This is a genomic window from Bacteroidales bacterium, from assembly GCA_022647615.1.
Taxonomy (GTDB): Bacteria; Bacteroidota; Bacteroidia; order Bacteroidales; family UBA932; genus Egerieousia.
The window spans coordinates 617,656-637,967 of record JALCKZ010000001.1 but is presented as its reverse complement, the minus strand read 5'-3'; the positions used below and the strand labels follow the sequence as shown (position 1 = coordinate 637,967).

The 20,312-nt window shown below is 40.2% G+C and carries 18 protein-coding genes and 1 pseudogene; 10 read left to right on the top strand and 9 right to left on the bottom strand.

The annotated features are described in order from the left end of the window. Window positions 1-28: 28 nt before the first annotated feature. A pseudogene (gene aspS, locus LKM37_02750) lies at window positions 29-1,806 on the bottom strand (aspartate--tRNA ligase). An 89-nt stretch (window positions 1,807-1,895) separates the two neighbouring features. On the opposite strand from aspS, the gene rsmA reads away from it, so the two are divergent. The 5 genes from rsmA (at window position 1,896) to LKM37_02725 (ending at window position 5,479) form a co-directional block, all read left to right on the top strand. Continuing rightward, a complete protein-coding gene (gene rsmA, locus LKM37_02745) occupies window positions 1,896-2,888 on the top strand; it encodes a 16S rRNA (adenine(1518)-N(6)/adenine(1519)-N(6))-dimethyltransferase RsmA (GenBank protein ID MCI1719932.1) in 993 nt (330 codons plus the stop codon). Between the two features lie 302 nt (window positions 2,889-3,190). Further along, a complete protein-coding gene (locus tag LKM37_02740) occupies window positions 3,191-3,451 on the top strand; it encodes a hypothetical protein (protein ID MCI1719931.1) in 261 nt (86 codons plus the stop codon). A 5-nt stretch (window positions 3,452-3,456) separates the two neighbouring features. Further along, window positions 3,457-3,780 (top strand): hypothetical protein, encoded by a 324-nt coding sequence (locus tag LKM37_02735; GenBank protein ID MCI1719930.1) that lies wholly within the window; start codon window positions 3,457-3,459, stop codon window positions 3,778-3,780. Between the two features lie 58 nt (window positions 3,781-3,838). Further along, window positions 3,839-4,435, top strand: a complete 597-nt coding sequence (locus LKM37_02730; protein ID MCI1719929.1) for a hypothetical protein — start codon at window positions 3,839-3,841, stop codon at window positions 4,433-4,435. Between the two features lie 327 nt (window positions 4,436-4,762). Then, window positions 4,763-5,479: a hypothetical protein gene (locus LKM37_02725; protein ID MCI1719928.1), complete on the top strand. Its 717-nt coding sequence runs from the start codon at window positions 4,763-4,765 to the stop codon at window positions 5,477-5,479. A gap of 220 nt (window positions 5,480-5,699) precedes the next feature. On the opposite strand, the gene LKM37_02720 is transcribed toward LKM37_02725, so the two are convergent. From LKM37_02720 to LKM37_02710, 3 genes are all read right to left on the bottom strand, one after another. Next, entirely contained in the window at window positions 5,700-6,524 is an 825-nt protein-coding gene (locus LKM37_02720) for an Mrp/NBP35 family ATP-binding protein (protein ID MCI1719927.1), read from the bottom strand. Window positions 6,525-6,818: 294 nt separating this feature from the next. Then, window positions 6,819-8,945: a S46 family peptidase gene (locus LKM37_02715; protein MCI1719926.1), complete on the bottom strand. Its 2,127-nt coding sequence runs from the start codon at window positions 8,943-8,945 to the stop codon at window positions 6,819-6,821. A 166-nt stretch (window positions 8,946-9,111) separates the two neighbouring features. Further along, window positions 9,112-10,197: a hypothetical protein gene (locus LKM37_02710; protein MCI1719925.1), complete on the bottom strand. Its 1,086-nt coding sequence runs from the start codon at window positions 10,195-10,197 to the stop codon at window positions 9,112-9,114. 153 nt (window positions 10,198-10,350) lie between these two features. On the opposite strand from LKM37_02710, the gene LKM37_02705 reads away from it, so the two are divergent. The 5 genes from LKM37_02705 to LKM37_02685 all read left to right on the top strand — a co-directional run bounded on the left by LKM37_02705 (window position 10,351) and on the right by LKM37_02685 (window position 16,547). Then, window positions 10,351-11,691: a glycerate kinase gene (locus tag LKM37_02705; GenBank protein ID MCI1719924.1), complete on the top strand. Its 1,341-nt coding sequence runs from the start codon at window positions 10,351-10,353 to the stop codon at window positions 11,689-11,691. Between the two features lie 116 nt (window positions 11,692-11,807). After that, window positions 11,808-13,961, top strand: coding sequence for an elongation factor G (locus LKM37_02700; GenBank protein MCI1719923.1), 2,154 nt, complete (start codon window positions 11,808-11,810; stop codon window positions 13,959-13,961). 47 nt (window positions 13,962-14,008) lie between these two features. Continuing rightward, window positions 14,009-14,710, top strand: a complete 702-nt coding sequence (locus tag LKM37_02695) for an ABC transporter ATP-binding protein (protein MCI1719922.1) — start codon at window positions 14,009-14,011, stop codon at window positions 14,708-14,710. Between the two features lie 22 nt (window positions 14,711-14,732). After that, the gene (locus tag LKM37_02690) at window positions 14,733-15,578 is read left to right on the top strand and encodes a methyltransferase domain-containing protein (protein ID MCI1719921.1); all 846 of its coding nucleotides are present in this window, start codon (window positions 14,733-14,735) and stop codon (window positions 15,576-15,578) included. 72 nt (window positions 15,579-15,650) lie between these two features. Continuing rightward, window positions 15,651-16,547: a hypothetical protein gene (locus LKM37_02685; GenBank protein ID MCI1719920.1), complete on the top strand. Its 897-nt coding sequence runs from the start codon at window positions 15,651-15,653 to the stop codon at window positions 16,545-16,547. Between the two features lie 16 nt (window positions 16,548-16,563). Here the strand turns inward: LKM37_02685 and LKM37_02680 are convergent, their stop codons facing one another. Genes LKM37_02680 through LKM37_02660 form a run of 5 tightly spaced genes read right to left on the bottom strand, consistent with a single transcriptional unit; the run spans window position 16,564 to window position 20,256 of the window. Then, window positions 16,564-17,160 carry a hypothetical protein gene (locus LKM37_02680; GenBank protein MCI1719919.1) on the bottom strand — a complete coding sequence of 199 codons (597 nt, stop codon included), beginning with the start codon at window positions 17,158-17,160 and terminating at the stop codon, window positions 16,564-16,566. A gap of 31 nt (window positions 17,161-17,191) precedes the next feature. After that, window positions 17,192-17,764 carry a hypothetical protein gene (locus LKM37_02675; protein ID MCI1719918.1) on the bottom strand — a complete coding sequence of 191 codons (573 nt, stop codon included), beginning with the start codon at window positions 17,762-17,764 and terminating at the stop codon, window positions 17,192-17,194. A gap of 38 nt (window positions 17,765-17,802) precedes the next feature. Beyond that, on the bottom strand, window positions 17,803-18,348 hold the full coding sequence (locus LKM37_02670) for an RNA polymerase sigma factor (protein ID MCI1719917.1): 546 nt from the start codon (window positions 18,346-18,348) through the stop codon (window positions 17,803-17,805). Between the two features lie 59 nt (window positions 18,349-18,407). Further along, complete coding sequence (locus LKM37_02665; GenBank protein MCI1719916.1) at window positions 18,408-19,364, bottom strand: transketolase family protein; 957 nt, start codon at window positions 19,362-19,364, stop codon at window positions 18,408-18,410. Between the two features lie 40 nt (window positions 19,365-19,404). After that, window positions 19,405-20,256 (bottom strand): transketolase, encoded by an 852-nt coding sequence (locus tag LKM37_02660; protein MCI1719915.1) that lies wholly within the window; start codon window positions 20,254-20,256, stop codon window positions 19,405-19,407. Window positions 20,257-20,312 lie beyond the last annotated feature (56 nt).

The following is a 20,312-nucleotide window of genomic DNA, read 5'->3' as shown; positions in this document are numbered from 1 at the left end:
TATCTGTCGCGACAGATATTATTTTCAACTATTTCTCTTCCTGTTTTGGTGCGGTTGATGTGATGCACAGCTCTTTCATCTGAATATCATCTATATATGAAGGTGCGTCTGCCATTACATCTCTGCCCATATTATTCTTAGGGAATGCAATGTAATCTCTGATTGTATCCTGTCCGCCAAACAAAGCGCAGAAACGGTCAAAGCCAAATGCAAGACCTCCGTGAGGAGGTGCTCCAAACTTAAACGCATTCATCAAGAATCCAAATCTGTATTCCGCCTGCTCCTTTGTAAAGCCCAGAATTTCAAACATTCTGTGCTGAACTTTAGAGTCGTGAATTCTTATGGAACCGCCGCCAACTTCTGTTCCGTTAAGAACAAAGTCATAAGAATTTGCTTTTACCTCAGCCAAACCCTCTTTGTCATTTGAATAGTATTTATCCAAATCTTCCGGTTTTGGAGCGGTGAAAGGGTGGTGCATTGCATAAAATCTTTGAGTTTCATCATCCCATTCCAGCAACGGGAAGTCATAGACCCACAACGGTTTATAAATGCTGTTGTCTCTTAGTCCAAGACGGTTGCCCATCTCAATTCTGGTAGTACCAAGTGCAACTTGTGTCTTATGTTTTCTCCGCACATTACAAGAATCAAATCATTCTCTTTAGCCTCAACAACTTCCGCTATTTTCTTTAATTCTTCAGCGGAGTAAAATTTATCAACTGAAGATTTGATGCTTCCGTCTGCGTTTAACTTTATGTAAATCAATCCTTTTGCTCCAACCTGCGGACGCTTAACCCACTCTGTTAATTCATCAAGCTGTTTGCGGCTATATTCCGCGCAACCCGGAACTGCAATTGCTCCAACATATTTTGCACTGTCAAAAACAGAGAAGCCTTTGCCTTGAACATTTTTTGTAATCTCATGGATAAGCATCTCAAAACGCATATCGGGCTTATCTGAACCGTAATGTGCAAGTGCCTCATCATAAGGCATTCTCAAGAACGGCTTAGTAAAATCTTTATGAAGCACTGTCTTAAACAAATGCTTTACCAGACCTTCAAACATTTGCAGTACATCTTCTCTCTCTACAAAGGACATCTCGCAATCTATCTGTGTAAATTCCGGCTGACGATCCGCGCGTAAGTCCTCATCCCTAAAGCATCTTACAATTTGAAAGTAACGGTCATAACCTGCAACCATCAACAATTGTTTAAACTGCTGCGGACTCTGAGGCAGAGCGTAAAATTGCCCCGGGTTCATTCTGGATGGAACCACAAAATCTCTTGCTCCTTCCGGAGTGGACTTGATAAGACACGGAGTTTCAATCTCCATGAAGTTATTGCTGTCCAAATATTTGCGGGCCTCAAGAGCCATTGTATGTCTTAACATCAAAGCGTTCTTAAGAGGGTTGCGGCGCAAATCCAGATATCTGTATTTTGCTCTTAAATCCTCTCCGCCATCTGTCTGGTCCTCAATTGTGAATGGAGGCGTAACGGCAGGGTTAAGAATTGTAAGTTTGCTCAGCTTAATTTCAATGTCACCTGTCGGGATTTTAGAATTTTTACTTTGTCTCTCCGCTACAACACCCTCTGCCTGAAGCACGTACTCTCTTCCAAGCTGATTCAGTATATCTGTAACTTCTTTTGGTCCGTTATCGTCCGTAACCAATTGTGTGATTCCGTATCTGTCTCTCAAGTCTACAAAATTCAGGCTTCCCATCTTTCTGATTCTCTGCACCCAGCCGGCAAGAGTAACCTGTTTTCCGGCATCTGCAAGGCGCAATTCTCCGCATGTGTGTGTTCTGTACATATATTAAAATGTTAAACTTTTATCCTCTATTTTTGAGCCCTCAAAGGTACTAAAAATTATATACCTTTGTAATAATCAACTAAATGAGGATGAGCAGATATAACAACAAGAGTATCAGAGAAGAAGGCAGCGCGGAAGGCGGCAAAAAAAAGTACGGCCGCGGAAAACCTTCCAGACCAAGCGGAGGCGTATGGGCCAAAAAAGCTCTGGGCCAGCACTTTCTGAAAGATGAGTCCATCGCGATGGATATAGTGGACGCTTTGCTTATCCCCTATACAAAAGAGGATGAGATTGCCTATGAGAAGGGGGAGCCGTACAAGGAACAGGTTAATGTTCTAGAGATTGGACCCGGTACCGGAGTGCTGACAAAGTATTTGCTGGAGAATAAAAAAATAAAACTGGAAGTTGCAGAGATAGATGATGAGTCAATTGCATTCCTGAAATCTAAATTTCCGCAACTGCTTTATACTCTGCAGAAAAGGGACTTTCTCACGATAGATCCTCATGACATTTTTCAAGGGCAGTTTTTCATTATCGGCAATTTCCCGTACAACATTTCCTCACAGATTTTCTTTAAGATTTTAGAGTACAGAGATTCTGTGCCGCAGGTTGTGTGCATGTTGCAAAAAGAGGTGGCGGAGCGGCTGGCTTCCGGGCCCGGAAATAAATCTTACGGGATTCTTTCCGTTTTGCTGCAGGCTTGGTATAATATTGAGTATCTGTTTACTGTGGACAATACGGTTTTTATGCCGCGTCCAAAAGTTCAGTCTGCGGTAATCCGTTTAATCAGAAATGAAAGAACATCCCTCGGCTGTGATGAAGAGCTTTTCAAAGCCATCATCAAAACCTGCTTCAACCAGCGCAGAAAAACCATTCGCAATTCCATAAAACCGCTTTTAAATACACTACCGACTTCCATTGCTCCAAGCGCCGCAGATTTGAACTCCACTGACCAAAATTCCGTTGCTGGCGCATCCCCGGATTCAATTCTTCAACGGCTAGAATCCACCTGCCTGCTAGATTCCCGTCCCGAACAGCTTGGCGTAGAGGATTTTGTAAAGCTTGCAAAGGCCGTCAGATAGGGAAAGGTTGTGGCACAACTTTGCAAAACTATTTGATTTACAGTGGCTTGCAAAATGTCGCTCAGAGGGGCCTAGATTTGGGTTTTTGTTAATTAGCTGATAATGTGTGCATTAACCTACCAAAGAAATCACAAATTGAAAGACTATGCCGTGTAATATTTTGTAAATCAACATATTGCTAAAACCCAAATCCAGGCACCTCTGGCGCGGTTTTCAAAATAGCCTCCGGATGTGTCTGTAGAGAAGGTTGTTCCAGAAAAAAGAAAGTTTTCATAACTTTAAAGAGTCATTTATTCATTATCATGAGAAAATACCTGTGTACAACATTAGCGTTAATTTTTGCTGCTCCAATATTTATTTATTCTCAAACCAATAAATTTAGCAGTTTAACAAAAGAGGAGGCTATAGCAGCATACGAAGGTACATGGAGATATTCCAATGATACTACAAAAGAAGTCTTTACGGTTGTTATGAAAAAAGTTTTTGTTTATGATTCAAACCACAAATCTATTCCAATGTATTGTGGTGCATATACTTATGAACGGAACGGAAAACAGTTATAAGTACCATGGGCAAGTTAATTGACGCTAAATATGAAATAGGGAGAATTTATGACACAGAAAAAGACGCCAGTTTCTTTAAGCAATTTCCATTTACCGTATGGCCATTCCAAGGGCCGTATGGAAAAGATTTGCAGATGTATCCATATAATTTTCTATTAATGCGTTTTTATGATGCTGACAGTTGCTCAGTAGAATTGATTTCGGTAGATCAAAGTAAATCAACTATGCGCTGGTCAGTAGAGTGGGGAGTAGATTATTATGATTTTAGCAAATTTTCCAAGGAGGTCTACGAGGTTCCACGGCATGTGGTAATGACCAAGGTACATTAGATACGCGTGTAAGGTTTTGAAATGGATTGTTATCTCAACTCTTATTAAATATAAACATATGAAAAATCTTGCACATAGAATTTTCTTAGTTCTTTTGATTTTTTGTAGCGCAGAGACAAATATGTACGCTCAGAAAATCAAGGATTTGGCTAATATGACTATAGATGAGATAATCTCCGTATGGGCTGGGGAATGGAAATATGAAAATGACACTACAAGAGAGGTTTTCATTATTAATCTAAAATGCACAGAGGCAGTAATTAACAACAACCCTGGTATTGAACATCGTTTTACTTGCGATTTCAAGGGCTCTGTTTATTATTTGAGGAATGATACCGTTGTATATGACAACAGAAAAAATTTTGACACATTGGTTTTCACGGGGCTGCTTAAGGAAATTGATATACGTAGGCCAATGGCGGAACTATATGTTTATCAAGGTAGAACCAACAGACCCATATTAAATTTTTATGATGTAGTTCATCTTCGCGCAGGGACAGGTTATCCTACATTGACTGTGGATGAAGAGAATAATTATAGACTTCATTGGAAATTGCGCGACCAAGAGGGAGAGCTATATGATGAACCTATGCCAATAGCCCCCGGTTTTTCTATCCCGACAGATGTTATTTTAACCAAAGTGCAACGGAAGTGATTTTAAAGGCGCATGCGAGTGATAGTTGTGCCACAACTATGCAAAACGGTTTGATTTACAGTGGCTTGCAAAATGTCGCTCAGAGGGGCCTAGATTTGGGTTTTTGTTAATTAGCTGATAATATGTGTATTAGCCTACCAAAGAAATCACAAATTGAAAGACTAGACCGTATAATATTTTGTAAATCAACATATTGCTAAAACCCAAATCCAGGCACCTCTGGCGCGGTTTTTAAAATAGCCTCCGGATGTGTCTGTAGAGAAGGTTGTTCCAGTAAAAAGAAAGTTTCATTAAATTTGATTCACGATAGTTCCAGAAACGTTGGACATGATCCTTAAAATAAACTGTCGGGATAAAAAACATGTTGCCGTTATGAAGAGGATGATAATCTTAACACTGCTTATTTGCATATCATTGCAAAGCGCTGTATGTCAGAAAAATGTACGCGGCAAATCCGAATCACAGGTCAATTACACCAATGAAGCAATTAAGGCGGCCTATGAAGGTACATGGAAGTATGAGAACAAATCTACGGGCGAGATTTTTATTGTTGAATTAAAGTACTTGCCGCAAGTAATAGAACAGATGATAACCACAGAACCAACAAAAGTTCTCCCAAACATAGTTGGTGAGTACTCCTATGTTCATGGCGGCAAATCTATTAATTACTTAGATAAGATGGTTGACATTAACAAAATGACTTCTTATGGAGAGATAGTAATAAAGGCTGCAAGCATTATGGGGTCTCCTTTACAAAATTGTGATTTTATGTTTTGGGACAGACTATATGACAAGTATACCAACAATCTGAAAATCACACCGGATGTCATGTCGGGGGCTAACACACATTTGAGATGGCAGTTGGGAGACAGAGTGCCTTATCCGGAAGCATACATTATATATCCGGATGATCCGGACAACAAAGTCCCTGCATATTTTGATGAGCGCTCAGAAAAAGAGAAGGCAGCAGATGCCGCAAGAGAAGCCGCCAAACCAAAAGGTTTTTCCGTCCCGACAGATGTTATTTTAACAAAGGTTAAATAAAATAAGGTGACTGTTGTGCCACAACTTTGCAAAACGGATTGATTTACAGGCTTTTGCAAAATGTGGCTCAGAAGGGCCTGGAAAGGCAAAAAAAAGACAAGCATGTTGCTTGTCTTATCATTACTCCAAAATTTTTAAGAGTAAAAATGCCTTCCTTTTTCGAGACCTTTTTTTGCCCCTTTTTTGAGACCCTTTTTTTTAAAGATTTTTCCGGGGCGTGTTAAATTTTTCCGGCAAGTTCTTCAAAGACCTGGGCTACAATGCCTTCTCCAAGGGCGGATGGCCGGCCGGCATCACCACTCTCCATAATGCTTTGGACTATAGGGATTTGGGCAAGCAATGGAACGTTGTATTTTTCCGCCATTTTTGCGCCGCCGTCTTTTCCAAAGATGTAGTATTTGTTATTTGGAAGTTCCGCAGGAGTGAACCAGGACATATTTTCTACAATGCCTAACACTTTGGTGTTCACACCTTTATTGTTAAACATATTTATGCCTTTCTCAACATCTGCAAGAGCTACGTTTTGCGGAGTGGTAACAATAATCGCCCCAGTAAGTTTAACTTCTTGTACCATGCTGATATGAATATCTCCGGTTCCCGGAGGAAGGTCAATTAAAAGATAGTCCAGCTTGCCCCATTCAACTTGATAAACAAGTTGCTTAAGCGCGCTGCTTGCCATCGGGCCTCTCCAAATAAGAGCTTGCTCCGGAGATGCAAAATAACCGATGGAAATCCACTTAACCCCAAACTTTTCTATCGGGACCATTAAATCTTTGGTCTCCATATAATGCTCATTAGCAGGGTCTTCTGAATATTCAGCGGTCTTAACTTTTATAAGTCCTGGCTGCTGTCCCTCTGTTCCGGTCATCTTTGGAATAGACGGGCCATAAACATCCGCATCTATAAGTCCCACGGAATAACCCTGTTTTGCAAGCGCAACTGCAAGATTCACTGCAACGGTAGATTTACCAACGCCGCCTTTTCCGGAGGCAATTGCAATGATTTTACCGACATCCTTCAACTCCTCTTTCCCAAGGTCATCCATTTTCTTATTCTCAGTCGCTTTCTTCTGGTCAATCAGTTCCAGTATATCAACCTTGACGCCGGGGAAGGCATTTGTAAGTGCCTTAACACAAGCCTCTTTCAAGCTCCCGCTAAGAGGGTCCGGTCTGTGAAAAACCAGGCGGAATTTAATTGTTCCGTCATTTTCACCGCCGCCTGGAGTGGGTTCAAATTTTAAATTTTGCACTAGAGAAAGCTCCATCACGCTTTTCTCATAAGCGGGATGGAGCACTGTTCCTAAAACTTTTTCTATCTCTTCAAATTTCATGCTTTGCGATTAATTAAACTTCATCTCATTCAGCAGGTAACCTGCGCCGCCAAACTTATCCATCACAAACAATACATAACGGATATCAACGCATATACATCTCTGAACATTAGGCTCAAATATAACGTCACCGCTCATGGATTCATAGTTGCCGTCAAATGCAAGACCAATCAATTCTCCCTTTGCATTCAAAACATCAGAGCCGGAATTTCCGCCTGTGATATCATTGTTTGTCAGGAAGCAAACCGGCATCTCTCCGTTCTTAAGAGCATACTTGCCGTAATCCTTTGCCTTCCACAATTCTTTAAGTTTTGCAGGAACAACAAACTCAGGATCATTAGGATTTTCCTTTGCCATTACACCGTCCAAAGTTGTATAGTAATTAAACTTCTTGCCGTTAACTTCATATCCTTCAACTTTGCCGTAAGTAAGTCTCATTGTGAAGTTTGCATCCGGATACAAGAATTTGCCCTTCTCTGCCGCCATCTCAATTTGTCCCTCCATATAGGCTTTCTTTCCTTCCTGGAATTTTTCCTGGTCCTTATTATATTCTTCATAAGCCGGACGCACTGCTGCAATTACAGACACATACATTTTGAAAGCAGGATCATCCTTCATTGTAAATGCGGTATCTTTCATTGCCTCAAGAGCTTTCTCCTGAGATGTGAAATATGATTTCTCAAACATATTGTCAACATATTTATCTATGCTGCCATTGTAAGCTGAATCAATCTCTTTATAGAAAGAGGGGATATATTTAGGATTTGTGACTTTATCGCGATAGATTTTAATAAGAGCTTTTGTTGTCTCTTTATCTAGAGCGGGAGAGTAATCTTTATAAAAATCTGCAGTCTCCTCTTTGAAATTCTTATCGCTGATTCTTCCGAATGCTAATTGGGAAATAGGCTGAATAATCTCTATATCATTCAATGTTTCAATAAAATATTCAAATGCAGAGAAAGCGTTTGCACGCTCTTTTACAACGCTGTTAATCTTCTCCAGGCAATCTCCGTATTTAGCTTTTCTCTCGGGTGATTGTTCAACCCATTTCATAAATTCTTTCTCCGCCTCTGCTCTTCTTGCAATGACGTCCAAGGATTTAAAAGCGTCATTCATGGCAATGGCTTTTTTGCGGAAGTTGGATGAGTAAGCAAACTTGCTGGCATACTGGATATTAGTGTGCTCATCTGCTCTCATGGCTTTCTGCCAGATACCCTCTTTAATAGTACGGCAATATGCCTCTGCTGCATTGCTTATGTTCTGCATTTCAGCAACTTCCGTGCTTGTCATATATCTCTGAGTTCTCCCCGGGAAGCCGATAATCATTGCAAAATCATTTGGCTTATACCCTTTCATTGAGATAGTTAGATACTTCTTAGGATTGTAAGGGACATTGTCTTTTGAATAAGATGCAGGGTTGTTGTTCTTGTCTGCATAAATTCTGAAGACGGAGAAATCTCCCGTATGTCTTGGCCACTCCCAATTGTCTGTCTCGCCGCCAAACTTTCCAATTGAACTAGGAGGTGCGCCTACAAAGCGGACATCCTTAAAAGTTCTGCTTGTAATAACGTAGTAATTATTGCCTTGGTTAAATGTTTGAACCATAGCAGTCAAAGTCTTATCTCCTCCAATCGCAGCATTTTTCAAACTGTCGGTGACCTTTTTCATATAAACAGCCTTTGCCTTTGGGTCCATTCCTTTTGTTTTTGCCTCAGCGGCAAGCATATCTGGCGTAGCGTCTACAAATTTATCAATGAATGTAACGGTTAAATCCGGCAGAACTAATTCTTCTGAAGAATTCATTGCCCAGTAACCATCTCTTAGATAGTCTTTTCCAACGGCGCTTAATTTTTGGATACTTGAATACCCGCAATGGTGGTTGGTAAGAACAAGGCCTTTGTCGGAGACAACTTCTGCGGTACATCCGCCGCCAAAAATCATAATGGCATCCTTTAATGAAGAGTGATTGATGTCATAAATCTGCTGAGCTGTAAGTTTGCAGCCCTGCCCTCTCATAACCTTGATGTTCATTTTCTCCAAGTACTGAAGAAGCCACATTCCCTCGTCTGCTTTCACCTGCACTGCAGCAAAAGAGAAGATAAGGGTTAGGACAATTAGAAATTTAAATTTTTTCATATTAATTGTTTATTGAATTATTTTAATCTTTTAAACAGTAAGTTTTTTACCCAAAAATAATTTCTGATTTTCACTTTGGGAGTTTCAAAAGTAATAAAAAAAACACTTGCCTAAAAATTTCAGACAAGTGTTTAAATTTTATGTATTTATTTTATATCCCGACAGATTAAATATTACGATTGCCCGGGAATGTGTACAAACCTGTAGCGGCACCATCTGTTGCGCTGTTGCCTGTCCTTAGAATGAAGTCATTAACCAGCGGACCTGTTATACCATCTTTGTAGTTGAATACTCCGTTCTTAACCTGGAAGTAATTCCAAACGCTGACTGTCTCTTTTGGATAGAAAAACCAGTTATATCCAACAAGACCTTTTGCAACGCCATCATTATATCCCTGATCCATGTAAGTGCAAACAACGCCGTAAGGAAGTCCCTCTGAATTAAGTAATTCATTAGGAGTAGTTCTGGCATTAACAGCATATATTATATCACTGCTGTCATTTGTTTTAACCCACCAAACAATATCCAGATTTGAAAAACTTGTGGCATCGCAAATGGTAAGTATTTTAGGGAACGCAATATAATGATGATCATATTGAACGGTATTAATAAAGCCGCTGGTTCCTGGATAATCTTCAAACAAATCATGTCTGCAGTTTGTAGAAATTACCTCATCATATACTTTAACATTGTTCTTGTATACAGTTAAGCCAAGTGTAATTGACTTGGTTGCGCCGTATGCAATTGGGTGAATACCAATCTTTAATTTATTGCTGCTTATTCTGTAAAGCGTGTGAATTACAAGGTCATTGTAATCAAAATCACAATTTTTAGAGTCCTCAAATGCTTCCGTTGTCCACAACTGCTTCATGTTGCTCTTAAAGATTGAAGAATATCCTGTGGCATCCATTGGATAATAGGAAATCACAACACCCTCACCATCTGTAACAGCCTTTGTGGCAGCAGAAGACGGTGTCTCTTTCCCTGTCAGAACTTGGGATGTAACCTGTCTGTTCTTAGGAATCAGAATGGTATCATTCTTACTGTCATCTGCAATAGAAAGCGTATCGCCGCAGCATGTAACAATGGAACCATAACCTGCTTTAGCCGGAACACTACACTCCGTCGTAGTAAGGTACTGCTCTACATCATCAGATGTAAAATTTTTAACGGTGTCGTTTTTAACGCAGCTTGTTGCAGATAGACCAACAACTGCTACCGCCGCTAAGCTAATTAATAAACACTTTTTCATATATATCCTCCCAATTATCTTTGCAAATTAAAATTACTATAAACCACACAAAAAACCCGCCAAAGACAAAATGCAACTATTAAAAATTACTGCATAAATCGTATTGAGTTTTTAATAATAATTCTAAATTTGGGCTGCAAATGTAATAATAAAATGCAGACATGTACTCCGTATGACGCAAAGATACTCAATAATTTGCGTTGTGCCAAAAGTGCAAAATTGTTGCACATTAGGCACGTAATCATCGCGACAGATAAGTTTAAGGGAGGTCTTGGCTCCGTTGAAGCGGCGGATGCCATTAAAAAAGGGCTTCAAAGTGCCTTTTTATGGCACAATGTACCTTTTTTTATTCCCGATAGGGATTACAATATTGTTGCAATAGCCGACGGCGGAGACGGCAGCGCCGACATATTTAAGGTGTCAACGGGGGCGGAACAAATTTTTTGTACCGCCGTTGGACCTTTGGGCAGGAGGGTAAAAACTTCCTTTATGTTTTGCCGCGCCAAGAGAGTTGCATTTATAGAGATGGCCCAAGTTTCCGGGCTGGCAATGATTAAGCCGGCCGATAGAAATCCTATGCACACTACAACTTACGGGATGGGTGAATTAATTCTTAAAGCGGCTGAGGCGGGGGCCAAAAAAATTATCGTTGGAATAGGCGGCAGCGCTACCAATGATTGCGGTGCCGGTTTGTTGCAGGCGCTCGGATATAAATATTTGAATTCTGCAGGCAAAAATATTTTGGATAAACGCGACGGTGCAGAGGCTTTTATTACAGGCGGGAATCTGTCGGGAATAAAAAAAATAATTCCTCCATCCTGCAATTCCGGAAAAGCAAAATTGCTCAGAGGTGTTGAAATCACAGTTGTCTGTGATGTTAAAAATCCACTAACAGGTTCAAACGGAGCTACTTATGCGTACGGTCCTCAGAAGGGGGCGGGTAAAAAAGAACTTGTTGCTTTGGAAAACGGAGTGAAAAATTTTTTAGTTGCGACGGAAAAATCAAGTGATGGTTGTGATAAAAAAAATAGAGAGGCAACAACTCTTTTTGTAAAAAAGATGGCAAAAGAAGAGGGAGCCGGTGCTGCAGGAGGTGTTGGATTTGCTCTTATGTGTTTTCTTAAAGCAAAGAAAATGAGCGGGTTTGACTATTTTGCCAAACTTCAGAGATTGGAATCTAAAATCAGACAGGCCGATATTGTAATTTCCGGAGAAGGAATGATAGATGCGCAAAGTCTTAAGGGCAAGGTTATTGGCGGGGTAATAGGTTTGGCAAAAAAAACAGAAAGAGACAAAAGCAATTTAAAATTTAAAAAGAAAGTTTGGCTTTTCTGCGGAGCTTCAAAGATTAAATCGGGGAAGGATGCCAAAATCTTTCCTATGTCTGATATAGAGCCGGACATGAAGAAAAGAATGAACAATGAGGCAACGTATCTTAAGGAGCGGGCTTGCGCCGCAACCTTGGAGGAACTCCTTAATGTAGACCAGCCGTAAAAATGGCAGACGTTTAGTTGTTTGATAGAATTATTTCCTAAATTTGAAGTCTTTAATGCCGGATAAAGATTCCGGCGTACAACTTTAAAGAATAAACAATAAATAAATTTTAAAATATGAAAACATACGACACCAGTAATGTGAGGAACGTTGTACTCCTTGGAGGCCCGAAGGCGGGCAAAACTCTTTTTGCAGAATCAATGATGTTTGAAGGAAAAGTAATTGAGCGCAGAGGGACTATAGAGGGGAAGAATACAATGAGCGATAATACTGAGATTGAACAGGAAAATCAGAGGTCCATTTATTCAACTCTTCTTTACACGGAGTTCATGGATACAAAGTTCAATATAATTGACACTCCGGGGTCAGACGATTTTGTTGGCGGAGTATATTCAGCGTTTACGGTTTGCGAGAGCGGAATTATGCTGGTCAATTCTACTCAAGGTGTTGAGGTTGGTACAGAGATATTTACACGTCAGGCTCTTAAGCATAAGAAGCCGCTTACATTTGCCGTTAGTCAGCTAGATCATGAGAAGGCAGATTGGCACATGACTCTTGAGTCTTTGAAAAATGTTTATGGAGGTAAAATAGTTCTTGTTCAATATCCGGTTAATGCGGGTCCTTCTTTTGATTCATTCATTGATGTTCTTAAGATGAAGATGTATCATTTCAAGGATGATAACGGAACAAGAGAGGAACTGGATATTCCTGCAGATCAGATAGATGAAGCAAAGGCTTTACAACAGGAGCTGATTGAAAAATCTGCAGAAAATGATGAGAAGCTGATGGAAGTTTTCTTTGACAAAGGAACTCTTTCTGAGGATGAAGTTAGAAGCGGACTTAAAGCCGGAATGGCAAAGGGAGAAATCTTCCCGGTATTTTGTTTGTCATCCAAGAAAGATATTGGTGTTAAGAGAATTATGGAGTTCACAATTAACACGGCACCTTCTCCTCTTGGAGTTGAAAATGAATTAAAAGATGGTTCAAAAGTTAAAACGGACCCTGCAGGACAGACGGCAATTTATGTTTATAAAACAGCTCTTGAACAACACCTTGGAGATGTTGCCTACTTCAAAGTGATGAGCGGCAAACTAACTGAGGGAATGGATGTTGTAAATCCCGAGTCCGGAGATAAAGAGAGAATTTCTGCTATATATGCAGCCGCAGGAAGAAAGAGAGATAAAATTTCTGAAATGCGCGCAGGAGATATAGGATGTACTGTAAAACTTAAGAGCGTTAAACAGGGACAAACTTTATGCGCCGGAAATTGCGAGTATGTATTTGCTCCTACAAAATTCCCTGAGCCTAAGTTTAGAACGGCAATCAAGGCCAAAGATCCAAAGGATGATGAAAGACTTGGAGAGATTCTTAACCGCGCCCAGGCAGAGGATCCTACAATTGTTGTTGAGTACTCTAAGGAATTGAAGCAGATTATATTAAGCGGACAAGGAGAACATCATATTAATATTCTTAAGTGGAAAATTAATAACATTGACAAACTGGATATAGAATTGCTTGCTCCAAAAATTCCTTATAGAGAGACTATTACAAAGGTTGCAAATGCAATGTACAGACATAAAAAGCAATCCGGCGGCGCAGGTCAGTTTGGAGAAGTACACTTGCTTATAGAGCCTTATGTAGAGGGAGCTCCTGAGAATAACAAGTTCAAAGTTGATGGCATGGATATGACATTGAACATTAAGGGCAAAGAGGAGTATCCTCTTGAGTGGGGCGGCAAACTTGTTTATTATAACTGTATTGTTGGCGGTGCAATTGATGCGCGCTTTATGCCTGCAATTCTAAAGGGTGTCATGGAGAAGATGACAGAGGGTCCTCTTACAGGTTCCTATGCACGTGATATTAAGGTATATATCTATGACGGCAAGATGCACCCGGTTGATTCAAACGAGTTGTCATTCAAGCTTGCAGCACGTAATGCATTTAAAGAGGCGTTCAAGAAAGCTGGTCCTAAAATTATGGAGCCAATCTATAATATAGAGATTACCGTTCCGTCTGATTGCATGGGAGATGTGATGAGCGATTTGCAGAACCGCAGAGCATTGATAGAGGGTATGAGCAGCGAGGCCGGCTTTGAAATTCTTAAGGCAAGAATTCCGCTGGCAGAACTTTACAGATACTCTACAACGTTGAGTTCCCTTACTTCCGGCCGTGCAACATTTACAATGAGATTTGCTGAGTATCAGCAAGTTCCTGCAAATGTCCAGGATGAGCTTCTTAAGGCTTATGAGGCTGAGGAGAAAGAGGAATAATTCCGCAGCAGAGATTTCTGTCGCGACAGAAAAAATTATAATAGATGATTATTGAGTGCAAAAATATTTGCAAATCTTACGGTAAAATTCAGGTCCTCAGGGGCCTGAATTTTTCTGCAGATAAGGGTAATATTGTGAGCATTGTGGGTGCGAGCGGCGCAGGCAAAACTACGCTCCTGCAAATTTTAGGAACTATTTTGGCTCCCGATAGCGGACAAGTGCTTATTGACGGCACGGATGTTTTTGCGCTATCTTCTAATGAACTTGCAGAATTTAGAAACAAAAAAATTGGATTTGTTTTTCAATTTCATCACTTGCTTCCGGAATTTACCGCGGTGGAAAATGTAATGATGCCGGCTCTTATACTCAAATCTGAGCATAATGGTAATGCAATGAGTTATAAAGAGATAAAGAGCAAAGCAATTTCAATTCTTGCGGAACTTGGTTTAGCCGGAAAGGAGGATAGCAGACCTTCTGAGATGAGCGGCGGAGAACAACAAAGAGTGGCAATAGCAAGGGCGCTTATGAATGACCCCGATATTATTTTTGCCGATGAGCCTTCCGGAAATTTGGACAGCAAAACAAAACAAGAACTGCATGATTTGTTTTTCAAATTAAGAGATGCTCATGGCCAGACAATTATTATTGTTACACATGATATGTCCATGGCGGAGAGAAGTGATAAAATTTTGGAAATAAAAGACGGCCAGTTTGTTGAGCAACAAGAGGCTAGTTTGTTGGGCAATTAATTGAACAAAACTTAATCATCCGGTGGGGAACGATTATTTTAAATTTAAGGAATTTACTGTAAATCAGAAAGATTCCGTAATGCGGGTTAATACGGACGGAGTACTTCTTGGCGCCTGGATGTCTTTGGCCCTATCAGATAAAAGATTGCTGGATGTTGGGACAGGAACAGGCGTAATTGCTTTAATGGCCGCCCAACGTTTGCAAAAAATCAAATCGGCTGCCGGTCAAAATTCAAATTTTTTGATTTATGGAATTGACTGTGATGCAAGTAGTTGCGCTGAGGCTAAAATCAATTTTGAAAATTCTAAATGGAGAGATAACATTATTGCGGAGGAAATTGATTTCCAAAAATTTTCCGTGAGATATAATAACAGCGAAGTTGAATCTCTGCTAAAAGGGATTATAGGTCAGGGAATTACAATTAAGGACGCACTTAAATTTGATTTAATTTTTTCCAACCCTCCTTATTTTACAGACTCTTTAAAATCTCCTTCCGCAGAAAAATCATCGGCTAAACACAATGATAATTTATCCCAATCTGATTTGATAAAAGGGGTGTGCGCTTCCTTAAAAATCGGCGGAAAATTTGCACTTATTCTCCCGATAGATGAAGCTGAAAATTTCATTAGGAAAATAAAATTTTTGGAGGAGCATCTATCTAAAAGAGAGCAAGTTCCGTTTCTGCAGCTTACCAGAAGATGCAATGTGATTTATGAAAAAGGCACTCCTCCGAGGAGGGCTCTTATGGAATTTGCTTATTCCGCGGAGAGAATGCCGGGCAATATTTGCGATTTAACAATCCAGGATAAGAGCATATTTACAAAAGAGTATAAAGAGCTGACAAAAGAATTCTATATCAATTTTTAATTTTGAGTACCTTATTTACTATATTTGCTAACGCTGTGATGTATTTTTAGCTGAATTAAATTATTTACTGATATGGATATGATTTCTCCAAAACCCATGAAATTGTTATATGCGCAGGAGCATTTGTCTTGCGTTAACTATGTGACCAACAAGGCAATAGGATTTAGTATTCATATGCTTTTGAAGGGAGATATTTTTGCTATTCCGGATAAAACTGAAAATTATATTGTTTTTTTAACAAGCGGAAAGCTGGAGCTGAATTTTGAAAAAGTTGGGGTAAGAGAACTCAATTCAGAAGAGATGGTGTTAATTCCCCTGAATTCTGATGGCAACGGTAAAGTGCTGGAAAATAGTTCTTTTGTGCTTCTTGCTTTTGATAATGAGCATTTGAATTTGTGTGATAAGTTTTCTATCGATGATGTTCTCTCTTCTGTTGCTCCGGAAGATGAATTTTCCAGAGCGTTGCCAATTTATCCGCCAATGCAGAGCGTGCTGGACAGCGTGAATTTTTTCTTAAGCAATAATATTAGCTGTATCCATCTCCATGAGATTAAACAAAAAGAGGCATTTTTAATTTTGCGCGCATTTTATACAAAGGAGGAGAATGCAAGTTTGTTTGCTGCTTTGCTGCATGGCAACAGGATTAAGTTGCCGGAATTTGTAAGAATAAATTATTTGAAAGTTAAGACTGCGGAAGAATTGGCTACAAGATATGGTCTTGATTTTGATGAATTTACCCGCAAATTTAAAGAGTCTTTTGGAATGGAGCCTCAGAAGTGGATGGATAAGAAAAAGGCCGAGCTGATTAGCGGAGAACTTAAAATTGTGGATATTCCTTTTGAAAATATTTCCAAGAAATTTTTGTTCAATACAATGGAGGAGTTTAACAAATTCTGTATCCTTAATATAGGAAAAACTCCCGTTGAGTATAGAAACCAGAACGGGAGTATTGCAATAAGGAACAATTAAATACTAAACCAAGAACCTATTTATTATTTTGCTTGTTATTATACTGTAGGTCCATATTGTGTCCTTGCCCATTGAAATGAAGCTGATTCATTTTGCGCTTGTCTCCTTTTCCGCGCAACTGCATAATCAAATTGTTCTTGAACTTTTCCTCCGTCGCTGTTACAAGCGCAGCCTTCTTAATAGGAAGAACTTTCTGATATTCAGCAAAATGATCACTTACCAACTCTAATTCCTTTTCATAATTTTTATGATAAGTCTCTGCAAGATTCCTGACATCGGAGTCTGAAGAGCTAGCATCTTTTGCCGCCTGTGAAAGAGCTTTTAAACTTTGATGAGTAGCATGCTTTGCCTCCATTTTTTCTTTCCAGCATTTATCGTATACGGGCCAGAATCTGGCAGCTTCATCAGAAGTGAGATTAAGCTCCTGGGTGAAGAAGGCAATTTTCTGTGCTTTGATTTTTTCCATGTTAAGCATCATGCTTTTTCCGCCGTTCTTTCTGCCGGCAGCCGTATTGTCTTGCGTATTAGCGTTTTGTGCAAACGCAGATGTTCCAAACGCCATGGCGGCAACGGCCGCGAGCGTTAATGTAATTGTTTTAAAAAATTTAACCATTGTACCTGAAATTTTAACCTATGAAATAAAATTATTCTTCCAACCCTGCCAGTTCCAAAGAAGCAAGACTAACTGATGCGCTTGGGTATGCTTTTAGATACTCTTCAACTGCATCTGCATAATCTCCCTCTGTCTCTTCTGTCATCTCTTCTGCTTGCGGAGGAATTACCCTTACTGTAATAGTATCCTTGTTGCCCTCTGCAACAGCGTCATCTAATTGTCCGGCAACGTAGTCATTCTCAAGACTGTCCAGGAATTCATCTGCGTTAACCATTGTTTGTGCGGTAAATTGGTGACGCTCCGTAATGCCCTTTGTAAAATGGATAACACCCCAGCCCGCTCCAAGAATCAAAAGGAAAGAGGCGGCCAGGCCAAGATATGCCTTAAGAGAACGGTGCAGCAAACCCCATTGTCCGTCCGGAGTTTGTCCCTTAATTTTAGCGCGCACTTCATCCTCTACTGAAGTAAAGTATCCTTGCGGAACCTTAAACGGCATCTTCTTTAAATTGCTGTTGTTAAGGATGTTGTTTGCACTCTCAAAAGGCTCTCTGTCTATGTTGTTGTTCTCTTCCATCTTAAAGTTCTTCTCCTTTTTAACTGACATTTATTAGACTTTTCTGCTGTGAAAAAGTTAAATCTTTATTAAAATTTCTTTTTTAGGTTATCTGATATTTTGTTGTATGCTATTGAATACGAGGTTTTTACTGCGCCGACATTACTCTCCGTTATTTCCGCAATTTCTTCATACTTCATGTCTTGAAAATATCGCATGGAGAAAATTGCCCTCTGCTTATCCGGCAGCTTCATCACTTCTTGCTGAAGCGCCAGCTGAATCTGGTCTCCGTTAAAAAAGTCATCTGTCGTGAGCTTGTTCGCAAGGGCTTTATCAAAATTCGTAAGAGAAAATCTGTTCTCGAAGCGCTGCTTTTTGAGCCATGTAAGCGCCTCATTTGTAGCTATTCTGTAGATCCATGTGTATAGCTTGGATTCTCCCCGGAATGTGGGGAGGTTGTTCCATATTTTGATTAAAGAATTTTGCAGAAGGTCATTTGCATCCTCATGATTCCCGGCCAATTCTCTCAAATGCCAATACAGACGCTCGCTATATTTGCGTACGATGAGATTGAAGGCATAATCAGCCTTCCCCTCCTCTTTGTAGAGCGCCAGTATTTCAGAATCTTCCTGCATGTAAAACCCTTTGGTATATTAGACTACCGCAGCGCTATAAAGTTTAATGGGAGACGGATTTATTTTTTCCTCCCGATAGCTCTTTTTGCTGCTGCTACAATATGCTCAGCATCAAGACCATAAGCTTTCATCAGCTCATCGGGTGTTCCGCTTTGACCAAATTTGTCCGCAATTGCAACATATTCAACAGGAGCAAGATAATGACCTGCAAGAAAGCCGCTGATTAATTCTCCAAGACCTCCCGCAATAAAGTGCTCTTCTGCTGTTACAACTGCGCCGGTCTTCTTAACTGACGCAAGAACAGCATCATAATCAAGAGGCTTAATGGTTGCAATATCAATTACCTCTGCGCTGATATTTTCTTTCTCCAATGTGTCCGCAGCTTGCAGAGCCTCCCAAACAAGATGACCTGTCGCGAATATTGTAACATCCTTTCCCTCAACCATTTTAATTGCCTTGCCAATTTCAAAATTCTGGTTTTCCGGAGTAAAATTTGGTACGCTCGGACGTCCGAATCTTAAGTAGACGGGGCCCTTGTATCTGCCTGCCGCAATGGTTGCGGCTTTTGTTTGATTGTAATCACAAGGATTAATAACAGTCATATTTGGAAGCATCCTCATCAGGCCGATATCCTCCAAAATTTGATGTGTTGCGCCATCCTCTCCAAGTGTAATTCCGGCATGAGAAGCGCAGATTTTTACGTTAGTATCTGAGTATGCAACACTTTGTCTTACTTGATCATACACACGTCCGGTTGCAAAAGCGGCAAATGTTGAAGCAAAAGGAATTTGTCCGTTAAGAGATAATCCTGCGGCAGTTCCAATCATATTTGCCTCTGCAATTCCGCACTGGAAAAATCTCTCCGGAAATTCTTTTGCAAAATCTCCCATCTTAACTGAGCCTTTTAAATCTGCCGTAAGAGCTACGGCTTTTTTATTTTCTCTTCCAAACTCTAACAGTCCGGCGCCAAACCCTGAGCGTGTATCTTTATTTCCTGTATTTATAAATTTTGCCATTGTAAATTCTTTTTAGTCAATAATTTAATCCCGATAGATTTTAATAATCGCCAAGCGTTTCCTTTAGCTGGGCAAGAGCTTTTTCAGCCTCTTCCGGCTTTGGAGCCTTCCCATGCCATTTGCAAGTTCCTTCCATAAAATCTACCCCTTTGCCCATGATTGTCTTCATAAGAATCATAACAGGCTTTTCATCTTTAGCCCCCAGCTCTTGTGCAAGTTTAAAGGCAGATAAAATTTCATTAAAATCATGACCGTTCTCAACAACAATCACATCCCATCCAAAAGCTTTCCATCTTTGGTCAAGATGGTCAGGACCAATAACTTCCGTAGTTGTTCCATCTATCTGCTGTCCGTTCCAGTCTGTTATGGCAATCAAATTATTAATCTTGTGGTGAGCAGCAAATTCCGCTGCTTCCCATACTTGCCCCTCCTCGCTCTCTCCGTCTCCAAGCAATACATAAACATAATTTTTGTCGCCATTCAATTTTTTGCCCAGCGCTGCGCCTGAAGCGACTGAAAGTCCCTGTCCAAGAGAACCGCTGGCTTCATAAATTCCGGGCAGATTTGTATCTGTAGCAGGGTGCCCCTGGAGGCGTGACCCAAGCTTTCTAAAAGTTCCAAGTTCTTTTACCGGAAAATATCCGCTGCGTGCAAGGGCGCTGTAAAATAGCGGAGATTCATGTCCGCATGAGAGAAAGAACATATCATTTCCCTCTCCGGTACGGTTCCAATTCTTGGGAGAATGCTTCATTTGGCTGAAGAACAAAGCAGTAACAATATCAGTACTAGAAAGGCTTCCCCCCGGATGGCCGCTTTGAGCTCCTGTGACCATCCTGATTATATCTCTTCTAATTTGGGAAGCGGTATCTTTAAGTTTTTGTATATCAGGCATTTTTATGAGTATTTTATTTTTTAAGATTTGTAAATTTACACGATTATTTACTATTT